This is a genomic window from Streptomyces sp. NBC_00448 (genome assembly GCF_036014115.1).
GTDB lineage: Bacteria > Actinomycetota > Actinomycetes > Streptomycetales > Streptomycetaceae > Actinacidiphila.
Window position 1 is genome coordinate 7,848,746 of sequence record NZ_CP107913.1, and the last position, 22,028, is coordinate 7,870,773.

16 protein-coding genes are annotated in these 22,028 nt (G+C 73.8%); 8 read left to right on the plus strand and 8 right to left on the minus strand.

Going from position 1 to position 22,028, the window contains the following annotated elements; translation table 11 throughout:
- Positions 1-151 precede the first annotated feature (151 nt).
- The 4 genes from OG370_RS33850 to OG370_RS33865 all read right to left on the minus strand — a co-directional run bounded on the left by OG370_RS33850 (position 152) and on the right by OG370_RS33865 (position 4,967).
- Positions 152-940: a TetR family transcriptional regulator gene (locus OG370_RS33850; RefSeq protein ID WP_328471013.1), complete on the minus strand. Its 789-nt coding sequence runs from the start codon at positions 938-940 to the stop codon at positions 152-154.
- 108 nt (positions 941-1,048) lie between these two features.
- Positions 1,049-2,782 carry a 3-hydroxyacyl-CoA dehydrogenase family protein gene (locus OG370_RS33855; protein ID WP_443060915.1) on the minus strand — a complete coding sequence of 578 codons (1,734 nt, stop codon included), beginning with the start codon at positions 2,780-2,782 and terminating at the stop codon, positions 1,049-1,051.
- A 534-nt stretch (positions 2,783-3,316) separates the two neighbouring features.
- Positions 3,317-3,847, minus strand: coding sequence for a GNAT family N-acetyltransferase (locus OG370_RS33860; RefSeq protein WP_328471017.1), 531 nt, complete (start codon positions 3,845-3,847; stop codon positions 3,317-3,319).
- Between the two features lie 19 nt (positions 3,848-3,866).
- Positions 3,867-4,967 carry an Rv2578c family radical SAM protein gene (locus tag OG370_RS33865; protein ID WP_328471019.1) on the minus strand — a complete coding sequence of 367 codons (1,101 nt, stop codon included), beginning with the start codon at positions 4,965-4,967 and terminating at the stop codon, positions 3,867-3,869.
- A 169-nt stretch (positions 4,968-5,136) separates the two neighbouring features.
- Here OG370_RS33865 and OG370_RS33870 point away from each other — a divergent pair, with 169 nt between their 5' ends.
- Together OG370_RS33870 and OG370_RS33875 are read left to right on the plus strand one after the other, a co-directional pair.
- Positions 5,137-5,580 carry an SRPBCC family protein gene (locus tag OG370_RS33870; protein ID WP_328471021.1) on the plus strand — a complete coding sequence of 148 codons (444 nt, stop codon included), beginning with the start codon at positions 5,137-5,139 and terminating at the stop codon, positions 5,578-5,580.
- A gap of 97 nt (positions 5,581-5,677) precedes the next feature.
- Positions 5,678-8,275: an MFS transporter gene (locus tag OG370_RS33875; protein ID WP_443060796.1), complete on the plus strand. Its 2,598-nt coding sequence runs from the start codon at positions 5,678-5,680 to the stop codon at positions 8,273-8,275.
- A gap of 239 nt (positions 8,276-8,514) precedes the next feature.
- Here OG370_RS33875 and OG370_RS33880 read toward each other — a convergent pair whose 3' ends face one another.
- Positions 8,515-10,212, minus strand: coding sequence for an MFS transporter (locus OG370_RS33880; RefSeq protein ID WP_328471023.1), 1,698 nt, complete (start codon positions 10,210-10,212; stop codon positions 8,515-8,517).
- A gap of 278 nt (positions 10,213-10,490) precedes the next feature.
- Here OG370_RS33880 and OG370_RS33885 point away from each other — a divergent pair, with 278 nt between their 5' ends.
- The 6 genes from OG370_RS33885 (at position 10,491) to OG370_RS33910 (ending at position 19,332) form a co-directional block, all read left to right on the plus strand.
- Positions 10,491-13,097, plus strand: coding sequence for an ATP-binding SpoIIE family protein phosphatase (locus OG370_RS33885; RefSeq protein WP_328471025.1), 2,607 nt, complete (start codon positions 10,491-10,493; stop codon positions 13,095-13,097).
- A 138-nt stretch (positions 13,098-13,235) separates the two neighbouring features.
- Positions 13,236-13,958, plus strand: coding sequence for a methyltransferase domain-containing protein (locus OG370_RS33890; RefSeq protein WP_328471027.1), 723 nt, complete (start codon positions 13,236-13,238; stop codon positions 13,956-13,958).
- 120 nt (positions 13,959-14,078) lie between these two features.
- Positions 14,079-14,915: a M55 family metallopeptidase gene (locus OG370_RS33895; protein ID WP_328471029.1), complete on the plus strand. Its 837-nt coding sequence runs from the start codon at positions 14,079-14,081 to the stop codon at positions 14,913-14,915.
- Positions 14,908-16,320 (plus strand): M20/M25/M40 family metallo-hydrolase, encoded by a 1,413-nt coding sequence (locus OG370_RS33900; protein WP_328471031.1) that lies wholly within the window; start codon positions 14,908-14,910, stop codon positions 16,318-16,320. The genes OG370_RS33895 and OG370_RS33900 overlap by 8 nt, the downstream gene beginning before the upstream one ends.
- On the plus strand, positions 16,317-18,311 hold the full coding sequence (locus OG370_RS33905) for a prolyl oligopeptidase family serine peptidase (protein ID WP_328471033.1): 1,995 nt from the start codon (positions 16,317-16,319) through the stop codon (positions 18,309-18,311). The genes OG370_RS33900 and OG370_RS33905 overlap by 4 nt, the downstream gene beginning before the upstream one ends.
- A gap of 19 nt (positions 18,312-18,330) precedes the next feature.
- Positions 18,331-19,332: a S66 peptidase family protein gene (locus tag OG370_RS33910; RefSeq protein ID WP_328471035.1), complete on the plus strand. Its 1,002-nt coding sequence runs from the start codon at positions 18,331-18,333 to the stop codon at positions 19,330-19,332.
- Between the two features lie 132 nt (positions 19,333-19,464).
- Here OG370_RS33910 and OG370_RS33915 read toward each other — a convergent pair whose 3' ends face one another.
- From OG370_RS33915 to OG370_RS33925, 3 genes are all read right to left on the minus strand, one after another.
- On the minus strand, positions 19,465-19,752 hold the full coding sequence (locus OG370_RS33915) for a hypothetical protein (protein ID WP_328471037.1): 288 nt from the start codon (positions 19,750-19,752) through the stop codon (positions 19,465-19,467).
- A 155-nt stretch (positions 19,753-19,907) separates the two neighbouring features.
- Positions 19,908-21,023, minus strand: coding sequence for a sensor histidine kinase (locus OG370_RS33920; RefSeq protein WP_328471039.1), 1,116 nt, complete (start codon positions 21,021-21,023; stop codon positions 19,908-19,910).
- Positions 21,016-21,939 (minus strand): response regulator transcription factor, encoded by a 924-nt coding sequence (locus OG370_RS33925; protein ID WP_328471041.1) that lies wholly within the window; start codon positions 21,937-21,939, stop codon positions 21,016-21,018. The genes OG370_RS33920 and OG370_RS33925 overlap by 8 nt, the downstream gene beginning before the upstream one ends.
- Positions 21,940-22,028: the final 89 nt, after the last annotated feature.

Here is a 22,028-nt window from a genome sequence, read left to right on the forward strand (position 1 = left end):
GTGTCACCCCGGCGGTACAGACGAGCAACGCGAACGCCACCCGCCGCATCCGCCGGCACCCGGCATGCGAACGGCCGCCCGGATGGCGCCGGGCGGCCGTGTCAGCGGTCGATGTGCGAGGGGAAAGCGGGGGGAACGGGGCGGACGGGCGCTACGCCTTGCGCAGCGCCTCCTCGATGCTGCGCAGGATCTCCGCGGGGGAGGCGTCCGTACGGGCCACCGCGACCACCACCTCGCCCTGCCGCGAGACGGCCGTGGCGCTGCCGGTGCCGGCCCGGGACGGTATCCGCCCCGCCCCGATGCCGGTGCCGAACGTCGCCTTGATCACGTCGAAGGCGTGGTCGAGCTGCGCCTCCACGTCGCCCTTGCCGTCCGCCCGAAGCCAGCGCCGCAGCACGTGGTTGTGGGCGGCGACCACCGCGGAGGCGGCGACCTCGGCGAGCAGCGGGTCGTCGTCGCCGTCGCGGTGCGCGCCCTCGTCGAAGTGGCCCAGCAGGTAGCGGGTGAACAGCCGCTCGTAGCGGGCCACCGAGGCGATCTCCCGCTCCCGCAGGGTGGGCACCTCGCGGGTGAGCCGGTAGCGCTCGACCGACACCTCGGGCACGTTCGCGTACATCCGCAGCACCTCGGTGATGCCCCGGCAGACCGTGTCCAGCGGGTGTTCGTGCGGGTCGGCGGAGTCCAGCACCGCCTGCACCCGGACCAGGGTGTCGTCGTGGTCCGGGAAGATCGCCTCCTCCTTCGACCGGAAGTGCCGGAAGAAGGTGCGCCGGGCCACCCCGGCGCTCGCGGCGATCTCGTCGACGGTCGTGGCCTCGTACCCCTGCGTCGCGAACAGCCGCATGGCCGCCGACGCGAGGTCCTGCCGTACCCGGTGGCGCTGAGCGGCCGCACGGCGCCCGCTGGCGGTGTCGGTGGCGGACTTCACAGGCTGCGGCATGCGGGGAACGTAACACGAGCGGCAGCCGGTGATCGACGGCGAGCCCTTCGGCCGCCGAGCCGTCGTACGGCTGCGCCCGTGTAGCCATCGAGCCGAAGGGCGTGCCGCTCAGCGGGCGTACTCACGGAAGCCGCGGCCGGTTTTGCGGCCGAGGCAGCCCGCTGAGACCAGGTGTTCCAGGAGCGGGGCGGGGGCCAGGCCCGGGTCGCGGAACTCGTCGTGCAGGACCTGCTCGATCGCCAGCGACACGTCCAGGCCGACCACGTCGAGGAGTTCGAACGGGCCCATCGGGTAGCCGCCGCCCAGTTTCATCGCGGCGTCGATCGCGTCGACGGTCGCGTAGTGGTCCTGGACCATCTTCACCGCGTTGTTCAGGTACGGGAAGAGCAGGGCGTTGACGATGAAGCCGGCCCGGTCGCCGCAGTCCACCGGGTGCTTGCGCAGCGCGCCGCTCACCTCGTGCGCGGTCGCCACCACGTCGTCCGAGGTCAGCACGGTCCGCACCACCTCGACCAGCTTCATCGCCGGCGCCGGGTTGAAGAAGTGCAGGCCGACCACGTCCTGCGGGCGCCCGGTGGCCCGCGCGATCGCCACCACCGGCAGCGAGGACGTGGTGGTCGCCAGCACCGCGCCCGGCCGGCAGACCTTGTCGAACACCCGGAACAACTCCTGCTTCACGTACAGGTCCTCCGCGACCGCCTCGACCACAAGGTCGGCGTCCGCGAAGGCGTCGTACGACCCGGCCGGCGTCACCCGCGCCACCGCCGCGTCGCGCTGCTCCGCGGTGAGCCGCCCCTTGGCCACCGAACGGTCCAGGGAGGCCGTCAGCCGGGCCAGCGCCCGCGCCGCCTTCTCCGGCGTCCTGGCCGCCAGCGCCACCTCGAACCCGGCCTTCGCGAAGACCTCCGCGATGCCGGTGGCCATGGTGCCGGAGCCGGCCACGCCGACCGTGTGCACCGTACGGCCCTGCGCGCCCCCGCCGCGCTTGCGGGGCGTCTCGGCGTCCGGCACGACCGCGCCCGAGCCGGGGGACTCGTAGCTGTAGAAGCCGCGCCCCGACTTGCGGCCCAGCAACCCCGCCGCCGTGAGCTGCCGCAGCACCGGCGCGGGTGCGTGCAGCCGGTCCCTGCTCGCCTCGTACATCGCCTCCAGCACGGTGGTGGCGGTGTCCACGCCGATCAGGTCGAGCAGCGCCAGCGGGCCCATCGGCAGCCCGCAGCCGAGCCTCATCGCCGCGTCGATGTCCTCCCGGGTGGCGTACCGCGCCTCGTACATCGCCGCCGCCTGGTTCAGGTATCCGAACAGCAGGCCGTCCGCGATGAAGCCCGCGCGGTCGCCGACCGGCACCGGCTCCTTGCCCAGGCTGCGCACCAGCGCGGTCACCGTGCGGGTCGCCTCGGGCGCCGTCAGCACCGTGGAGACCACCTCGACCAGCTTCATCGCCTGCGCGGGCGCGAAGAAGTGCAGGCCGAGCACGCGGTCGGGCCGCCCGGTCTCCGCCGCCAGCCGGGTCACCGACAGCGCGTTGGTGCCGGTGGCGAGGATCGCCTCCGGCTTGGCGATACGGTCCAGCGCGGTGAACACCTCGCGCTTGACGTCGTACCGCTCGGAGACGACCTCGATCACCAGGTCGGCCGCGGCGGCCGCCCGCAGTTCGGGGAAGACACGGAAGCGTGCGAGCACGTCGTCCCGCTCGGCCGGGGTCAGCCGGCCGCGCTCGACCTGGCGGGCCGTGCGGGCCTCCAGGGCGGTGACGGCCCGGCGGGCGGCAGCGTCGTCGATGTCGACACCGACCACCTCGTGGCCGGCGCAGGCCAGCACTTCGGCGATGCCGGTGCCCATGGTGCCCAGGCCGACCACGGCCACCACGGAGGGGAGGAGCGGCAGTTCGGACGCGGACGCGATCGCGGATTCGGCGGTCGGTGCGGTCGGCGTGTTCGATGCGGTCGCGGAAGAAGCGGAGGGACGGTCCATCGCGTGACTCCAGGAGTGGCAAGAGCCGCGCCGCGCAGCGCGCGGGCGCACGGCAGAGGGATGAGTGGAGTCGCGGGCCTGACCGCGGAAGCGGTGCGTGTGCGCGCCCGCGCGAGCCGGCGGACCCTGTCCCGGGGCCACGCCGCACAGTGCCGAACCGACAACGGCATCCGCCGAGCGGTCGGTTCACCGGCCGCCTGGCGCGTCCTCCGAGAGTAACTCGCGGGTAACTTGGCCGCCAGTCCTTTGCACAGGTGATTTCGGCGCGTGACAGATGAGCGGCTGTGGGCGACGTGCCGGGCGAGCCGCGGCAAGGAGGCGGGCGCGTCAAGGAGGCGGTGCGCGACCGACCTTACGGGTCGCGGCGAACCGTAGGGCGCGTGGCGCCCGTTCGGGCCCGCCCTACGGCAGCGAGCGGGTGTAACGCGTCTCCTCGACCGGGACGCCGTCGTACAGCTCGGTCATGGTCGCGCCGTCGGGTGAGAAGCCGGCGGCGGCGTAGAAGCGGCGGGCCCGTACGTTGTCGGTGAGGACCCACAACGCCAGCCGGGTGCGGCCGAGTTCGGCCGAGCGGCGGACCACCTCCGCGGTGAGCGCGCGGCCGGCGCCGGTGCCGATCCGGTCCGGTCGTACGTACAGCGCGTACAACTCCCCGGTCGTCGCACCGGTGTCCTCGCCCCGGTACGGCCCGAAGGCGGCCCAGCCGATCACGGGCCCGGTGCCGTCGGCGGCGGCCTCCTCGGCCACCAGGTTGTGCACCCGCCCCGCCGAGCGTACGAACCACTCCCGTCGCCGCGCCGCGTCGTCGGCCGGGTCCATCGCGTCGAGGTGGCTCTGCGGCACCATCCCGGCGTACGCGTGCTGCCAGCCGCGGACCCGGATCGCCGACACGGCCGGCACGTCCGGCTCGGTCATCGTCCTGATCCGCACCATGCCCCGCATTCTAGGCAGTTCACAACAGGGTGAGCTGGGTGTTCTCCGGACCCGGCCCCGACCCCGGCTCCCCCTCCGACTCCCGCCCCGGCCCCGCGCCGGGTGCTCCGGCGGCGCGCTCCACCGTCTCCTCGGCGTCGTCCCCGGGCGCCGGCCGCCCGCGCATCGCCCCGGGCCGGGCCGGGCCGCAGCCGAACTCCGCCGCGAACTCGTGCACCTGCCGGGTGATCCGCCGCTGGTACCACTTCGGCGCGTACGCACCGCCCGCGTAGAGCGCTTCGTACCGCCGCACCAGGTGGGGGTGGTGCTGCCGGAGCCACGCGGTGTACCACTCCCGCGCGCCCGGCCGCAGATGCAGCACCAGGGGCGTCACGGAGGTGGCGCCGGCCGCGGCGATCGCCCGGACCGTCGCGCGCAACTGCGCGGGGGAGTCGCTGAGGAAGGGCAGCACCGGCGCCATCAGCACCCCCACGGGTATGCCGTTCTCGCTCAGGGTGCGGCAGACCGCCAGTCGCGTCTCGGGGGAAGGCGTGCCCGGTTCCACGCTGCGCCACAACTCCCCGTCCAGGAAGCCGATCGACAGTGCTATGGACACATCGGTGACGCTCGCGGCCTGCCGCACCAGTTCGAGGTCGCGCAGGATCAGCGAACCCTTGGTGAGGATCGAGAACGGGTTCGCCCGGTCGCGCAGCGCGGTGAGGATGCCGGGCATCAGCTGGTAGCGGCCCTCGGCCCGCTGGTAGCAGTCCACGTTGGTGCCCATGGCGACGTGCTCGCCCTGCCAGCGCGGCGCGGCCAGTTCGCGGCGCAGCAGCTCCGGCGCGTTGACCTTGACCACGATCTGCGAGTCGAAGCCGAGTCCGGTGTCCAGGTCGAGGTAGCTGTGCGTCTTGCGGGCGAAGCAGTAGACGCAGGCGTGCGAGCAGCCGCGGTACGGGTTGAGCGTCCACTCGAACCTCATCCGGGAGGTGCCGGGCACCCGGTTGAGGATCGAGCGGGCTCGCACCTCGTGGAAGGTGATGCCGCGGAATCCAGGGGTGTCGAAGGTCCGCGTCGTCACCGCCGAGGTCCCGAAGAGCGCACCCGCGGAGTCCTCGGCGTTCAGCCCGTCCCAGCGCATCGCGCCCTCCTTCCGTCGTCCGGCCCCCACGGGCGGTCCGATGGCCGCCCCGCCACCCACAATAGAACACAGATTCGATAAGCGAGTGTGGTTGGCTGGTGTGTCGCGTGAGGAAGCGCGCGCACCAAGCACCCCGATGCCCGCAGGGGCATGGACCCGAGGAGAAGTCATGGCGCTGGTCGAGGCCACCACGGAGCGGATCGTCGCGGCGGAGCCGGAGCGGGTGTTCGCCGCCCTGGCCGACTACGCCGGCACCCGCGGCCGGGTCCTGCCCGGTCAGTACAGCGAGTACGAGGTCCGCGAGGGCGGGGAGGGCGCCGGCACCGTCGTGCACTGGAAGCTCCAGGCGACCAGCAAGCGTGTGCGCGAGTGCCTCTTCGACGTCACCGCGCCCGCCGCCGGGCAGCTCGTCGAGACCGACCGCAACTCCTCGATGGTGACCACCTGGACCGTCACCCCGGCCGGCGAGGGCCGCAGCAAGGTGGTCAACGCGACCGTCTGGCAGGGTGCCACGGGCGTCGGCGGCTTCTTCGAGCGGACGTTCGCCCCCAAGGGCCTCAACGCCATCCACGACGAGGTGCTCGCCAAGCTCGCCGCCGAGGTGGAGCAGTAACTCCCCCGATACTCGCCCGGTTTCGCGAGCATTCACCAGTAAGGGTGGTTTTGCCAACTTCCTGAGACTCGCCGGGTCCGTCCGTCGTTGTCGCCTCATGGCGGGAGACGGTGGCGGAGCAGGTGCGACGAGGGGAGTGGCAGTGAGTGGCGGCACGCTGATCGAGCGACTGGGGGAACCTCACCCGGACGAAGTCCTGGGCGAGGCCGGGCCGGTGGACGGCACGGCGGGCGGTGCGGCGCAGCCGCCCCCCGACGTGCCCGCCACCGGCCCCGAGGGGGAGACGGACACCCTCACCCCGCGCCGGCTGCGGCTGGTCTTCCTCGGGCTGATGCTCGCCCTGCTGCTGGCCGCCCTCGACCAGATGATCGTGGCGACCGCACTGCCCAAGATCGTCGGCGAACTGCACGGCCTGGACCGGATGTCCTGGGTCGTCACCGCCTACCTGCTCTCCTCCACCATCGGCCTGCCGATCTACGGGAAGCTCGGCGACCTCTTCGGCCGCAAGAGCGTCTTCCAGTTCGCGATCCTGACCTTCGTGGTGGGTTCGGCGCTCGCCGCCTGGTCCCAGACGATGAACGAGCTGATCGCCTTCCGCGCGATCCAGGGCATCGGCGGCGGCGGGCTGATGATCGGCGTGCAGGCGATCATGGCCGACATCGTGCCGCCCCGCGAACGCGGCCGGTACATGGGCCTGATCGGCGCCGCGTTCGGCGTCGCCTCGGTCGCGGGGCCGCTGCTGGGCGGCTTCTTCACCGACCACGCCTCCTGGCGCTGGTGCTTCTCCATCAACGTGCCCTTCGGCCTGGTCACCCTGGTGGTGATCAGCCTGGTGCTCAAGCTGCCCAAACCCACCGCCCGGCCCCGGCTCGACGTGATCGGCGCCCTGCTGCTGGCGGCCGGCTCGACCTGCCTGGTGCTGCTGACCACCTGGGGCGGCTCCACCTACGGCTGGCGGTCCAAGGAGATCCTCGGGCTCGCCGGGGGCACCGTCGTGTGCGTGCTGCTCTTCGTCCTCGTGGAGCGGTTCGCCGCCGAACCCGTCATCCCGCTGCGGCTGTTCCGCGACGGGGTGTTCAACACCACCGCGCTGATCGGCGCGGTGGTCGGCGTCGCCCTCTTCGGCGCCGCCAGCTACCTGCCGACGTTTCTCCAGATGGTCGACGGCGCCAGCGCCACCGGCTCCGGGCTGCTGATGCTCCCGATGATGCTCGGCGTCGTGGTCGCCTCGATCGGCAGCGGGCAGCTCATCAGCCGCACCGGCCGCTACAAGGTCTTCCCGCTGGTCGGCAGCGGCCTGTCCGCGATCGGGATGTACCTGCTGTCCCGGTTGGACGCCCACACCGCGCGCCCCGAGTACAGCGTCTACATGGCGGTGCTCGGCCTCGGCATCGGCATGATCCTGCCGGTCCTGGTGCTCGCCGTGCAGAACTCGGTGAAGCCCACCGACATCGGCTCCGCGACCAGTGCCAACAACTACTTCCGGCAGATCGGCGGCTCCGTCGGCGCCGCGGTCTTCGGCACCCTCTTCGCCAACCGCCTCAGCCACCAGCTCGCCGCCGACCTCCCGCGCGGCGTCAAACTGCCCGACCCCGAGTCGGTCACCCCCCAACTGGTCCGCACCCTGCCCGCGTCCCTGCGCGACGGATACGTACACGCGTACGCCGACGCCATGCCGCGGATCTTCCTCTACCTGGTGCCGGTCCTCGTCCTCGGCTTCCTCATCACCTTCCTGCTCAAGGAGAAACCCCTGGTGACCCAGCACGGCCCCGCCGCTCAGGCGGCGTACGAACCCGGTTACGACCCCGGGTACGAAACCCCCTACGAGTCCGGCCACGACCCCGTCTACGGCGCGAACCCCGCCGCCGTGACCGCCACGATCGCCCCCGGCGGTCCCGCACCCGACTCGGTGGTGCCCGGTGCCCGGCGCGGCCAGGGCGGCGTCCCGGTGTGTGGCACCGTCCAGCACTCCGACGGCACCTCCGTGGGCCGCGCCGCCCTCACCCTCATCGACGGCTCCGGCCGCCAGGTCGGCCGCGGCGCCACCGCGGAGGACGGCCGCTACGCCCTGAGCACCCCGGGCGCCGGCAGCTACGTCCTGATCGCCGCGGCCGGCGGGCACCAGCCGCAGGCCGTCACCGTCGCCGTCGGCGACCACCCGGTCGAACTCGACGTCGTGCTCGGTGGCGCCGGGCGGCTGGCCGGCACCGTCCACACCGCCGACGGCACCCCGGTCCGGGACGCGATCGTCACGCTCACCGACGTACGCGGCGACGTCGTGGCCACCTCCCGCAGCGGCCGCGAGGGCGTCTACGCGCTCACCGAACTCGTCGCCGGGGAGTACACCCTCGCGGCCAGCGCGCCCGCCTACCGGCCGGCCGCCCTCCCCGTCACCGTCCAGGCGTCCCGAGAGACCCGCCAGGACGTCGAGCTCGCCGGCGGCGCCTCCCTGCGAGGCATCGTCCGCGCGCCCGGGGGCCGCCTGGTGGAGGACGCCCGCGTCACCCTCCTCGACGCCGCCGGCAACGTCGTCGACTCCGTCACCACCGGCCCCGACGGCCACTTCCGGTTCGTCGACCTCGCGGCCGGTGAGTACACCGTCATCGCGGCGGGGTACCCGCCGGTGGCCACGGTGCTCCAGGTCGCCGGGGGTGGCCGCACGGAACGCGACCTCCAGCTCGGTCACGCGGACTAGTCCCTGCGGGCGGCCCGGGCGGACCCTCCCGAGCGCCGTGTCCTGTCGGATCAGGGACCAGCTGTGAGCATGCGGCTGAGCGCGCAGTCATCCGCGCCCCTTGAGAAAGGTGCGGCTCCTTCCGCGGAAGGAAGCCGACCCTCAAGGGGCGCGGAGACGCGCTCAGAGGGGATGCCCCCAGCGATCAACCACCGGGGGCGGTCCCTGGGCCGACAGGACGGGCCGCCCGGGTGGAGGGGTCACCCTCCTCCGGAGGAGGGGTTGCGGCCGGTGCCGTCCTGGATCTGCGCCTTGTCGCACTGCGTCCCGCGGATCAGCGCGTAGGTCCCGCCGATCTTGTACGTCCCGGCCTTGGGCGCGTACAGCCGCGTCCAGTCACCGTCGGGCGCGAGGCACCCGCTGTCGTTGTCGGCGGCCCCCTCGATCCCCAGCACGGGCGACCACGGGATGCGCAGCAGCACCGACCCGCTGCTCGGCATCGTGACGGTCAGATCGGCGGGACCGGCCTGGTCGACCACGGCCGGCGGGTCCGCCATCGGGTCCGCACCCGTCACGGAATAGACCTGCCAGTCCGGGTCGTGCCACACCTCGGTCATCCAGGGCTGTCCCGCCGCCACCAGCTTCGCCTCGGCGACGCCCGCGCCGTCCGGCTGGGCCGCGGGCAGCACCACATAGTTGACGCTCCAGCGGCGCAGCCAGTCCCGGTAGGTGTCGGGGGTCAGCGTCCCGTCGTAGAAGAGCGGGTTGCGCTCCACGTCGGCCTGCCGGTTCCAGCCGCGCGCGAGGTTGACGTACGGCGACAGGCCGGACGCCTCCCAGTGCGAGCGCAGCGGTACCACCTCGACCCGGCCGCGGTCGGCGCGCAGCGTGCGCAACTCGTGGATCAGGGAGGACGCCTGCACGGAGGAGGTCGCCGAGGAGGTGGTGACCTGGTCCACTATCGGCTTCGTGATCTGCCAGGACGCGGTCCCGGCGAAGGCCAGCCACAGCAGCAGCGTCCGCTTGGTGCCCCAGGTGCTCGCCATCGCGACGATCAGCAGTATCGTGCCGCCGTACAGCAGCGCGAGCCGCTCGACGTTGCTGCCGATCGGCGAGGGGATGACGAAGGTCAGCACCACGCCCGCCGCGTAGACCCACGAGCCCAGGTGGATGGCCTTCCACGCCTTGGGCACCGCGAGCGCGATCGCCACCGACACCGCGAACGGGATTATCGCGAAGTACCACTTGAAGGGCTGCACCCCGTAGAAGGGGAAGAGCAGCGAGGTGGCGCCGACCACCAGCGGCGGCGCGGCGGCCAGTATGTACGCGTCCTTGCGCCGGCCGGTCAGGAACAGCGCGGCGGCGACCACGAGCAGGAAGAGCCCGGCGACCGGGCTGCACATCGTGGCGAACGCCGCCATGGCCGTGGCGAGCACCAGCCGCGGCGACCGGCCGCGTGCGGCCCGCTCCACGGGGTAGAGCACCATCGTGGCGACCACCGCGAAGAGCATGCCCAGCGCGAAGGTGACCCGGCCCGAGACGACATCACCCCAAAGAGCGAACGTCGTCCACAGCACCGGCACCAGCGGCCGCTTCACCCGGGCCCGCATCAGCAGCGCCGCGGAGAACGTCGCGGTGAGGGTGCCGGCGATCACTCCGGTCATCCGCACCCCGAGCGCGGCCATGATGTACGGCGACAGGATGCTGTACGAGGCCGGGTGCATGCCGCCGTACCACGACAGGTTGTACGACGCGGCGGGGTGGGCCCTTATGAACTCCGTCCACGCGTACTGGGCGGCCATGTCGCCCGAGTCCTTGGCCAGGTACAGCGCCCACACCGCGTGCAGCACGGCGGCCAGCAGTGTGGCGATGACCACCGGGTGGCGCAGATCGACCCGTCGCAGCAGGCCCCTCGGTCCGCGGACGACAGCGACGCGCGCGGGCTGCCAGGTGGTCACGTGGCCTCTTCCGGTAGCGGGTGCGGAGTGTCCCGGCCGGGGTCCCGTCCGGCGGGAACGAACTCCACCGTGACAAGAGTTCGAACACAGGGTTTGGACGCTAGCACGCTCGGATCGGTTGCTCCCGTGCGGGCGTACGCCGGTTTCCTGCTTTGCCTCCCCTGCTGGTCCGGTCCGGCCGTACCGTGGTATCGGCATCGCGGATCATGTGCCGGGGACAAGCTCAGGCGCGCCCGGGCATGCCCCCGTGACTGCCACGGGAAGGAGCCCAACGAACCATGGACCGCCGCAATCCGCCAGTGATTTCCGGCCGGGTGCCGCTCGCGGTGGTGGTCGTCGATGTCGCGGGTGAGATCTCCCACTGGAGTACGGGGGCAAGGCGCCTGTTCGGGCCCACCAGGGACGAGGCGGTCGGCCGCCCGGCGGTCGACGTGCTGCCCGTGGTCGGGGCTCTGGACGCTGCCTGGGTGGAGGACGACCCCGAGCCGGTCCAAGACGGCGAGGGCGCGTATCCCACCGCGGGGCGGGCCCGGGTCTTCGACCGGGCGCACCGCGTGGCCGGCGATGCGGGCGGGCCGCTCGGCGATGCGGACGTGCTGCTCGGCGAGGAGAGCGGCGGGGCGGACGACGCGCGGCCGCTGGACCTGCTGTGGTGGGCGTATCCGCTGGTCGGCCCGGGGCCCGAGCGGCTGCTGGTGCTCGCCGCGGACGCCGTGCAGGCCGGGGTGGTGGACCCCGAGGCGCTCGCCGCGGCCGGGGCGGACGCCCCCGAGCCGGCCGAGGTCTTCGAGCGGATCGCGCCGGGCTTCGCGCTGCACTCGGTGTTCGCCGAGTTCCCGGGCTCCGACGAGCTCGCCAAGCGGTTACCGGAGATCCTGCCCAGCATGAACCCGCTGGACAGCGCCCGGATCGTGGCCCAGGTGCTGGAGCTGGGGTATCCGGTGCTGGAGGTCAGCCGCCAGGACCGGGTGCCGGTCACCCCGGACTGGGGCGTGCCGCGCCGGGCCGAGCGCGAGGCAAGACGGCGGGCTGCCGAGGCCGCCCGCGCCGGCGCGGATGCGGATGCCGGCGCCGCGGGGGCGGGAGCGGGTGTGGGTGTGGGTGTGGGGCAGCGAAGAGCGCACGCCGGCGCATCGGCGGTCGTCGGGGCGGCCGGTGGCACGCGGACTTCGGCCGCGGACGACGACCTGGCGCCCGACCTGGAGTACGCGGCGGTCCGCGAGCACCTGGAGTTCCTCAACGAGGTCAGCCGCAGGATCGGCAGCTCCCTGGACCTGGCCCGCACCATCGACGAGGTCAGCGCGGCGGTCGTGCCGCGCTTCACCGACGTCGCGGGCACCTACCTGCGCGAGCAGGTGCTGGCCGGCGAGGGCTTCCCGGACGGCCCGCCCGACGTCACCACCATGTGGTACCGCGTCGCGGTCGAGCACACCGACGAGCCGGGCCGCTGGGACGACGTGGTGCCGGTCGGCGAGTCCATGCCGTTCCCGGCGCAGACCCCGTTCTTCCGCTGCATGACCACCGGCGAGCCCGTCCTGGTGCCGCGGATCAGCGAGGAGATGGGCAACGCGATCGCCGCGCAGTTCCCCAAGCGCGACATCAGCCCGCTGATCAACCACCGCTCGATGCTCGTGGTGCCGCTCAAGGCGCGCGACGTGGTGCTCGGCTTCATGATCCTGCTGCGCCACCGGGAGCGGACCGCGTTCGACGACATGGACCGTGTCACGGGCGCCGAACTCGCCGCCCGCGCCGGGCTCGTGCTCGACAACGCCCGGATGTACACCTACCAGGAGAACGTCGCCGACACCCTCCAGGACAGCATGCTGCCGCACATCGCGCCGCGCATGCCCGGCTGCGACGTGGCCACCCGCTACCTGCCGGGCACCCGGCTCGGCCGGGTCGGCGGCGACTGGTTCGACACCATCAAGCTGCCCGGCTCCCGGCTGGCGCTGGTGGTCGGCGACGTGATGGGGCACGGCCTGAACTCGGCCGCGATGATGGGCCAGTTCCGTACCGCCGTGCAGACCATGGCCGGGCTCGACATGCCGCCCGCGCACCTGCTGCGCAACCTCGACGACCTCGCCCAGCGGCTCGGCGAGCAGTACCTGGCCACTTGCCTCTACGCGGTCTACGACCCGGTCGAGTCCGACCTGCTGATCGGCAACGCCGGACACATCCCGCCGGTCCTGGTGCGCGCCGCCGACGGGCGCAGCGAGCTGCTGGAGGTGCCAACCGGCGCGCCGTTGGGCGTCGGCGGGGTCGCCTTCGAGACGGTCCGGGTGCCGGTCGCGCCGGGTGACCGGCTGGTGCTGTGCACCGACGGCCTGGTCGAGGTGCGCGGTCAGGACATCGGCGCCGGGCTCGCCGCGCTGTGCGAGAGCGCCGCTCACCCGGCCGCGTCGATGGACGACGCCTGCGACACGATCATCCGCGCCCTGAACCCGCGCGGCGGCCGCAAGGACGACGTGGCGCTGCTGATGGCGCGGCTCAACGGCATCCCGCGCGGCGACGTGGCGGCCTGGGAGCTGGCGAACGACCCGCGCGAGGCCGCGCGGGCCCGCGGCCTGGTCCGGGCGGCGCTGCACGGCTGGGGTCTGGACGCGATCGGCGAGACCGCGGAGCTGCTGGTCGACGAGCTGGTCACCAACGCGCTGCGCCACGCGCGCACCGACCGGGTGAGCCTGCGGCTGGTGCGGGCGGGCGCCCTGCTGTGCGAGGTCGGCGACGACGACCACGCGGTGCCGGTCCTGCTGAGCGCCGGCGCCGAGGACGAGGGCGGGCGCGGCATGCGGATCGTCAGCCGGCTGGCCCGCGAGTGGGGCACCAGCCGGTCCGCCCGCGGGAAGACGGTCTGGTGCGAGCTGGCCCTGCCGCGGGGCCGGTGAGTCGGGTGGCTCCTGCGGGGTGTGCGGGGGCACAGCGGGAGAAGGTGCGGGGCGGCTCCGCGGGCGCGGGCGTGCGCGGGGTGAACACGGGTAGCGGGCAGAGGACATGCGGCGGTTCCACGGCGGAGGTGCGTACCCATGAAGGTGACCGGCGAGTACCAGCAGGTCTGGGAGAGCTTCTGGAAGGACGTGCCGGACGAGGTGGGCGGGGCGCTCTGGGACGTCGAGCCCGCGCTCGCGTCGGCGCTGCACCTGCCGCACTTCGAGGGGTACTTCGACCCGGGGCTGCCAGTGGTCGACCTGGGCTGCGGCAACGGCACGCAGACGCGCTTCCTCGCCGGCCGGTACGACCGGGTGGTGGGCGCGGACCTGTCGCGGGAGGCCGTGGCCAGGGCCCGGCGGGCGGACCCGCACGGCGCGGCGGGCTACGAGGTGCTGGACGCCGTCGACCGCGAGGCGATGTGGCGGCTGCACGCGGAGTCCGGTGACGCGAACGTGTACATGCGGGGCGTGCTGCACCAGTGCGCGCCGCAGGACCGGGCCGAACTGGTGGCGGGCATCGCCGAGCTGACCGGCGTGCGCGGCCGGGTCTTCGCGCTGGAGCTGGCGGAGGCGGCGAAGGGGGTGCTCGGCGCGCTCGCCGCGGCGCCGGCCGGTCCTTCGCTGAAACTCCGGGCGATCTTCTCGCACGGCGTCGCGCCGGGCGAGGTGGCCGACGCGGCGGTGCCCGGCTACTTCTCCGACGCGGGCCTCGACATACTCGCGCAAGGTGAACAACCCCTGCTGACCGTCGAGTTCGACGCGGCCGGGGAGCGGGTGAAGGTACCGTCGAAGTGGCTGGTCGCGGGCCGGAAGGGGTGAGGTGGGGGGCTGCCGACGGGATCGGACCAGCCCGCCCGAGAGGTCTGGACCATTGAAGTTATCCACAGGCTGGGAGGAGGGGCTGGCACGGCCGTCACGGGGCCGCGTAACGTGACGCTCATGACGAAGATCCTCATCTCGGCGGACATGGAAGGCGCGACCGGTGTGACGTGGCCGGCCGACGTCCTGCCGGGCAGCGAGCAGTGGCAGCGCTGCCGCCATATGTTCACGTCCGACGTCAACGCGGCGATCGCCGGCTTCTTCGACGGCGGCGCCGACGAGGTCCTTGTCAACGAGGCGCATTGGTCCATGCGCAACCTCCTGCTGGAGAAGCTGGACGAGCGCGCCCAGATGCTCACCGGCCGCCACAAGGACCTGTCGATGGTCGAGGGCGTCCAGCACGGCGACGTCGACGGCATCGCCTTCGTCGGGTACCACACCGGCGCCGGCACCGAGGGCGTCCTCGCCCACACCTACCTCGCCAACTCCATCACCGGCGTGTGGGTCAACGGCGAGCCGGCCAGCGAGGGCCGGCTCAACGCCCTGGTCGTCGCCGAGTACGGCGTCCCGGTGGTGCTCGTCACCGGCGACGACCGGACCGGGCTGGACGCGCGGGGATACGCCCCCGAGGCCCACACGGTCGCCGTCAAGGACTACGTGTCGCGGTACGCCGCGGTGTGCCGCCCGCCCGCGCGCACCGCCGCCGACATCCGGTCCGCCGCCAAGCAGGCCGCCGCGCTCGCCGTCAAGCACGCACCCGCCGACGCCGGGCCGTACACGGTGGAGCTGGAGTTCGACGCGGTCCACCTGGCCGGGGCCGCCACCGTGGTACCCGGCGTCGAGCGCACCGGGGAGCGGCGGGTGGCCTACACCCTGCCGACGATGTACGAAGGAATCCGCGCCTTCAAGGCGGTCACCACACTCGTTTCGCAGGCCGTGGAGGAGCAGTATGGCTGAGCAGTCCGTCGACGCACAGGCGCTCGACGAGGTGGTCCGCTTCACCTCCGACCTGATCCGGATCGACACCACCAACCGCGGCGGTGGCGACGGCAACGAACGCCCCGCCGCCGAGTACGTCGCGCGGCAACTCGCCGACGCCGGCATCGAGCCGCAGATCCTGGAGTCCGCCCCCGGCCGGGCCAACGTGGTCGCGCGCATCCCCGGCACCGACCCGTCCGCCGACGCGCTCCTCGTGCACGGCCACCTCGATGTGGTGCCCGCCGAGGCCGCCGACTGGAGCGTGCACCCCTTCTCCGGCGAGATCCGCGACGGCGTGGTCTGGGGCCGCGGCGCCATCGACATGAAGAACATGGACGCGATGGTGCTCGCCACGGTCCGCAACTGGGCCCGGGCGGGCCACCGCCCGGTCCGCGACATCGTGCTCGCCTTCACCGCCGACGAGGAGGACAGCGCCTCCTACGGCTCCGGATTCCTCGCCGACAAGCACCCCGAGCTCTTCGAGGGCTGCACCGAGGGCATCAGCGAGTCCGGCGCCTACACCTTCCACGCGGGCGACGGCCTGCGGCTCTACCCGGTCGCCGCCGGCGAGCGCGGCACCGCCTGGCTCAAGCTCACCGCGCGCGGCCGGGCCGGCCACGGCTCGAAGGTCAACGCGGACAACGCCGTCAGCCGGCTCGCCGCCGCCGTCGCCCGGATCGGCGACCACCGCTGGCCGCTGCGGCTCAGCGACACCGTGCGCGCCGCACTCACCGAACTGTCCGCGCTCCAGGGCGTGGACGTCGACCTCGACCGCGTCACCGACGGCGACGGAGCGACCGACCCCAACAGCATCGACGCCTTGCTCACCAAGCTCGGCCCGGCCGCCTCCTTCATCCGCTCGACCGTCCGCAACAGCTCCAACCCGACCATGCTCCAGGCCGGTTACAAGGTGAACGTCATCCCCGGCTCCGCCACCGCCTACATCGACGGACGCGTGCTGCCCGGCGGCGAGGAGGAGTTCACCACCACCATGGACCGGCTCACCGGGCCGGACGTCGACTGGGAGTACCACCACCGCGAGGTCGCCCTCGAAGCGCCCGTCGACTCGCCCACCTTCGCCGCGATGCGCGAGTCCCTGGAGCACTTCGACCCGGGCGCCCACGTGCTGCCGTTCTGCATGTCCGGCGGCACCGACGCCAAGCAGTTCTCCCGGCTCGGCATCGCCGGCTACGGCTTCTCGCCGCTGAAGCTGCCGCCCGGCTTCGACTACAACGCGCTCTTCCACGGCGTGGACGAGCATGTCCCGGTCGAGGCGCTGCACTTCGGGGTCGAGGTGCTGGACCGCTTCCTGCGCCGCACCGGCGCACCCGCCGCGCACACCACCGGCACCGCTGCCGCCACCACCGGGGAGGGCACCCGATGACCACCACCGACCGGACGGCCGTCGCCTACGGCACCTGGCCGTCACCGATCGACGCCACCACCGCCGCCTCGCACGACGGCAGCCCGGAGTTCGTGGGCGTCGTCGGCGACGAGGTGTGGTGGACCTCGCCCCGCCCCGCCGAGGGCGGCCGGCGCGCGCTGATCCGCCGCCTTCCCGACGGCACCGAGCAGTGCCCGCTGCCCGCACCCTGGAACGTCCGCAGCCGCGTCATCGAGTACGGCGGCACCCCCTGGGCGGGCGCGGTCCTCGACGGCTCGGTGCTGATCGTCTTCGCGCACCACCTCGACCAGCGGCTGTACGCCTTCCGCCCCGACCAGCCGGAGAGCGAGCCGCGCCCGCTCACCCCGGTCTCGACGGTCGGCGGCGGTCTGCGCTGGGCCGATCTCACGATCAGCCCGGAGCGCGGCGAGGTCTGGGGCGTGCTGGAGGAGTTCACCGGGGAGGGGCCCTCGGACGTGCGCCGGGTGCCCGCGGCCGTCCCGCTGGACGGCTCGGCCGCCGACGACCGCGGCGCCGTACGCGAACTGGCCGCCGACGCCCACCGCTTCGTCACCGGACCGCGGCTGTCGCCCGACGGCGCGCGGGCGGTCTGGCTCGCCTGGGACCACCCGCTCATGCCGTGGGACGGCACCGAGCTGCGGATCGCCGACGTGGGCGCCGACGGCGTGTTCGGTCCGGCCCGCACCCTGATCGGCGGCCCCGAGGAGTCCGTCTCGCAGGCCGAATGGGCGCCCGACGGCACCCTGCTCGCCGCCACCGACCGCACCGGCTGGTGGAACATCCACCGGGTCGACCCGGTGGGCGGCGACGCGGTCAATCTGTGCCCGCGCGAGGAGGAGTTCGCCGGGGCGCTGTGGAAGCTCGGCCAGCGCTGGTTCCAGCCGCTGGAGCACGGTCTGATCGCGGTGCTGCACGGCGTCGGCGCCCCCCGGCTCGGACTGCTCGACACCGCCACCGGCGACGTCATCGACGCCCCCGGCCCGTGGACGGAGTGGAACCCGACCCTCGCCGCCACCGGTGGCCGGGTGATCGGCATCGCCGCGAGCGGCCGCACCTCCTACGAGGTGGTCGAGCTCGACACCGCCGTCGGCCGCACCCGCGTGATCGGCAACGCGCACCACGACACGGTCGACCCCGCGTACCTCCCCGACCCGGTCGCCCGCACCTTCACCGGCCCCGACGGCCGCGAGGTGCACGCCCACGTCTACCCGCCGCGTCACCCGGAGATCACCGCCGACGGCCCCGCGCCGTACGCGATCTGGGTGCACGGCGGGCCGACCAGCCGCGCGGCGATGGTGCTCGACCTGGAGATCGCCTACTTCACCTCGCGCGGCATCGGCGTCGCCGAGGTCAACTACGGCGGCTCCACCGGCCACGGCCGCGAGTATCGCAACCGGCTGCGCGAGCAGTGGGGCGTGGTCGACGTCGAGGACTGCGCCGCGGTCGCCCAGGGGCTGGTCGCGGAGGGCGCCGCCGATCCGGACCGGCTCGCCATCCGCGGCGGCAGCGCCGGCGGCTGGACCAGCGCGGCGGCCCTGACCAGCACCGACACCTATGCCTGCGGCACCGTGATCTACCCGATCCTCGACCTGCTCGGCTGGTCGAAGCAGGGCGGCGAGACCCACGACTTCGAGTCGCAGTACCTGGAGTCGCTGGTCGGACCGGTCGACGAGGTGCCCGAGCGCTACCGCGACCGCTCGCCGATCAACCGCAGCGACCGGATCGGGGTGCCGTTCCTGCTGCTCCAGGGGCTCGACGACGTGATCTGCCCGCCGGTGCAGTGCGAGCGGTTCCTCGCCGCCGTCGCCGGGCGCGGCATCCCGCACGCGTACCGCGCCTTCGCCGGCGAGAGCCACGGCTTCCGCCTGCTCGACACCATGGTGACCTGCCTGGAGGCCGAACTGTCGCTCTACGGCCAGGTGTTCGGCTTCACCCCGGCCGGGGTGCCGGTGCTGGAGCTGACCACGTGACCGGGCAGGAGCCGACCTCATGACCGAACGGCTGCGACGGGTCGCGGACGTCGTCGGCGTCCCCGTGCCCGCGCTGATCCGGTCGCGCCGGCTCAGCCCGGGCGACCGGATCTCCGTGGTGGCCCCCAGCGGACCAGTACCGGCCGACCGGCTCGCGGCGGGCGTCGAGGTGCTGCGCGGCTGGGGCCTGGAGCCGGAAGTGGCCCCGCACGTCCTGGACATCCACCGCTCCGGCTACCTCGCCGGCACCGACCAGGCCAGGGCGGACGACTTCCAGGACGCCTGGTGCGACCCCACCACCACCGCGGTGCTCTGCGCCCGCGGCGGCTACGGCGTGCAGCGGATGGTCGACCTGCTGGACTGGGACGAGATGCGGGCCGCGCCCCCGAAGGCGCTCATCGGCTACAGCGACATCACCGCCCTGCACGAGGCCGTCGCCACCCGGCTCGGCCTGGCCACCGTGCACGGCCCGATGGCCGCGGCCGCCACCTTCCTCGACGACGCCCCGACCCGCGACGGATTGCGGCGCACCCTGTTCGAGCCGGAGACGGTGCAGGTGCTGGCCCCGGCCGGTGCCCGCACCCTCGTCCCCGGCCGGGCCGAGGGCGTCACCCTCGGCGGCTGCCTGTCCCTGCTCGCCGCCGACCTCGGCACGCCGTACGCGCGCCCGTCGGCGGCCGGCGGCATCCTCCTGCTGGAGGACGTCGGCGAGGAGCCGTACCGCCTCGACCGCTACCTCACCCAACTGCTGCGGGCCGGCTGGTTCGACGGGGTCGGTGCGGTCGTGCTCGGTTCCTGGGCGGACTGCGGGCCCTACGACGCGGTGCGCGACCTGTTGGTGGACCTGCTCGGGCCGCTCGGGGTGCCGGTGGTCGAGGAGTTCGGCTTCGGGCACTGCGCGTCCACGCTGACGATGCCGCTGGGTGTCCCGGCGGTCCTCGACGCGCCTCCGCCCGGCGCGCCCGGCGACCCGGTGGCGGCCCGGCCCGTCCTCACCATGGAGGTGCCCGCGCTGGCGTGATGCGGGTGCGCGGGTGTTCGGGTGCGCGGGTGTTCCTGCGCCGGGCGGCCGGTCCGCGTGCCGCGTACTGCCCGTCGGTAACGGGCGCGCGGGGTCGGCCGAACGACCGACGTGGCCAAGGGCCGTTCGGGATCAGCGAGCCGGGTCGGTAGGAGGCCCGCCAACGGCGGGGTCGGGCACGAAGACGCTCAACCGGTAGGTGGTCGGCCGGGCCGGCCGACCACAGAGCGTGTCGATCCGGGCCATGGCGGGGTCGATCGGCTCGTCCCCGGCGAGCAGTTCGGGCAGCCGGGCGCGCCACTCCCGCTCGTCCTGAGTCTCGAAGACCACGTCCCAGCGGCCCGTGCCGGCGGCCGTGTGAGCGGCGGCCCGACGGCTCGCGTCGAGCCGCTGACGTCTCCGCTTCCGCTGACCGGGCACCGCACCAGGATCACGGGCCGGCCGCGCTCACGGCAAGGCCGTCGCTCTGGGCGCGGACCGCGCGGCAGCGGTCATGGGCGGTAACGGTGACGGGCGGCGGTGGTCACGGCCGGCGGTGGAGGACCGGGGACGGTCATCGGCCGGGCGGGCTCGGGTCATCCCGCTGCCGGGAGCAGGACCTCGAAGCGGCAGCCGCCGGGCACGTTGTGCACCGAGGCGCGGCCGTGGTGGGCCTCCACGATGCCGCGCACGATGGCCAGTCCGAGGCCGGCGCCGGCCGGAGGGGTGCGCGCGCCGGTGCCGCGCCAGCCGGTGTCGAAGACCCGCGGCAGGTCGTCCGCCGGGATGCCGCCGCAGCCGTCGGTGACGGACAGCACCACCGAGTGCGAGGCCGAGTCGTGCCGGGCCGAGACCGCCACGGTGCCGTCGGCGGGGGTGCGGTGGATCGCGTTGGCCAGGAGGTTCGCCAGCACCCTGGTCATCTCCCGGCCGTCCACCTCGATCGGCACCTGCTCCACCCGGTCGCCGACCAGCCGTACGCCGTGCTCGGCGGCGAGCGGGTTGGCGCCGGCGATCGCGTCGCCCACCAGGTCGTACACCGACATGCGGGCGGGCGTCAGCGCGAGCACCCCGGCCTGGATGCGGGAGAGTTCGAAGAGATCGCCGACCATGCCGCTGAGCCGGTCCACCTCGGCGCGGATCTGCCGGTGGTAACGCGCGGGGTCCTCCGCTATGCCGTCCTCCAGGGCCTCGGTCATCGCCCGCAGCCCGGCCAGCGGGGTGCGCAGGTCGTGCGAGATCCACGCGACCAGCTCGCGCCGGGACGCCTCCAGGGCGCGCTCCCGCTCCCGGGAAGCCGCCAGCTTGGCGCTGGTGGCAGCCAACTCCCGCCCCAGATCGGCCAGTTCGGACGTGGGCGCCTGGGCGGGGGCGGCGAAGGGGCCGCCGTCGCCGAAGGCGCGGGCCGCCTCGGTCAGCGCCCGGCTGCCCGCCACCACCCGTCGCCCCAGGATCAGGGCGACCGCGAGCGAGACCACCGCCGCTATGGCGCACACCGTGGTCACCACTCCGAGGTCGTGCTCGGACAGGAACATCGCCCACGCCACCGACAAGGTGCCCGCGAGCATCGCGGCGACGGTCACCGCGGCGACCACGGCGAGTGACAGCGCGACCGAGCGGTTCCGCAGCAGCCGCAGCGCCAGCGCGCCCAGCAGCCCGGCCGCCGCGGCGCCCATCGCCGCGTAGGCGGCGATCAGCAGGACGTCACGCATCGCGCACCTCACTCGGGGGGCTTGCGGTCCCGTCCGGCGCCGGCCCCGCGCCCGAGGCCGGCCCCGGGTTCCGCCCCACGTCCGCCCGTGGTCGCCCGCCCGGCCCCGCGCCCCCCTCGACCGCCAGGTGCGCACCCGCGCCCTCGTCCGTATCCGCGGCCGGGTCCGTGCCGTCGGCGGCGGCACCGACGTCGGCCGGGTCGAAGCGGTAGCCCACCCCCCACACCGTGCTGATCAGCCGGGGCCGGGCCGGGTCGTCCTCGACCTTCTCGCGCAGCCGCCGGACATGCACGGTGACCGTGGACAGGTCGCCGAACTCCCAGCCCCACACCCGCCGCATCAGCTCCTCGCGGCCCAGCACGCGGCCGGGGTGCCGCAGGAAGAAGGCGAGCAGGTCGAACTCGCGTATGGTCAGCGCCAGTTCCTCGCCCTGCCGCAGCGCGCGCCGGGCCGCGGGGTCCAACGCGAGTGACCCGGCCCGCAGCCAGGGGCCGGCCGCGGGCGGGCTGCCCGCCCGCCGCAGCACCGACTCCACCCGCAGCACCAGCTCGCGGGGGCTGAACGGCTTCGTCACATAGTCGTCCGCGCCGACCTCCAGGCCGAGGATGCGGTCGTCCTCGTCGCCACGCGCGGTGAGCATCACCACCGGCAGCGGCCCCGGCTCGCGCAGCCGCCGGCACACCTCCAGCCCGTCCATGCCCGGCAGCATCAGATCGAGCACCACCAGATCCGGCCGGATCGCCGCCGCCCGCGCCACCGCCGACGGACCGTCCGCGACCCGCTCGACCGCGAACCCGGCCCGGTCCAGATAGCTCGCGACGACCTCCGCGACGGTCGGGTCGTCGTCCACGACCAGGACCCGCCGCCGCGTGTCACGCGGCGGCGTCGGCGATACGGATACGGGTGCGCTGCTCATGCTCCCGAGTCTGGCACCCACCACTGACAGTGACCACGGCCGGGCGCCCGCAGGGCCCCGCCGTCCGCGTTTCGTAAGGACCGCGCATC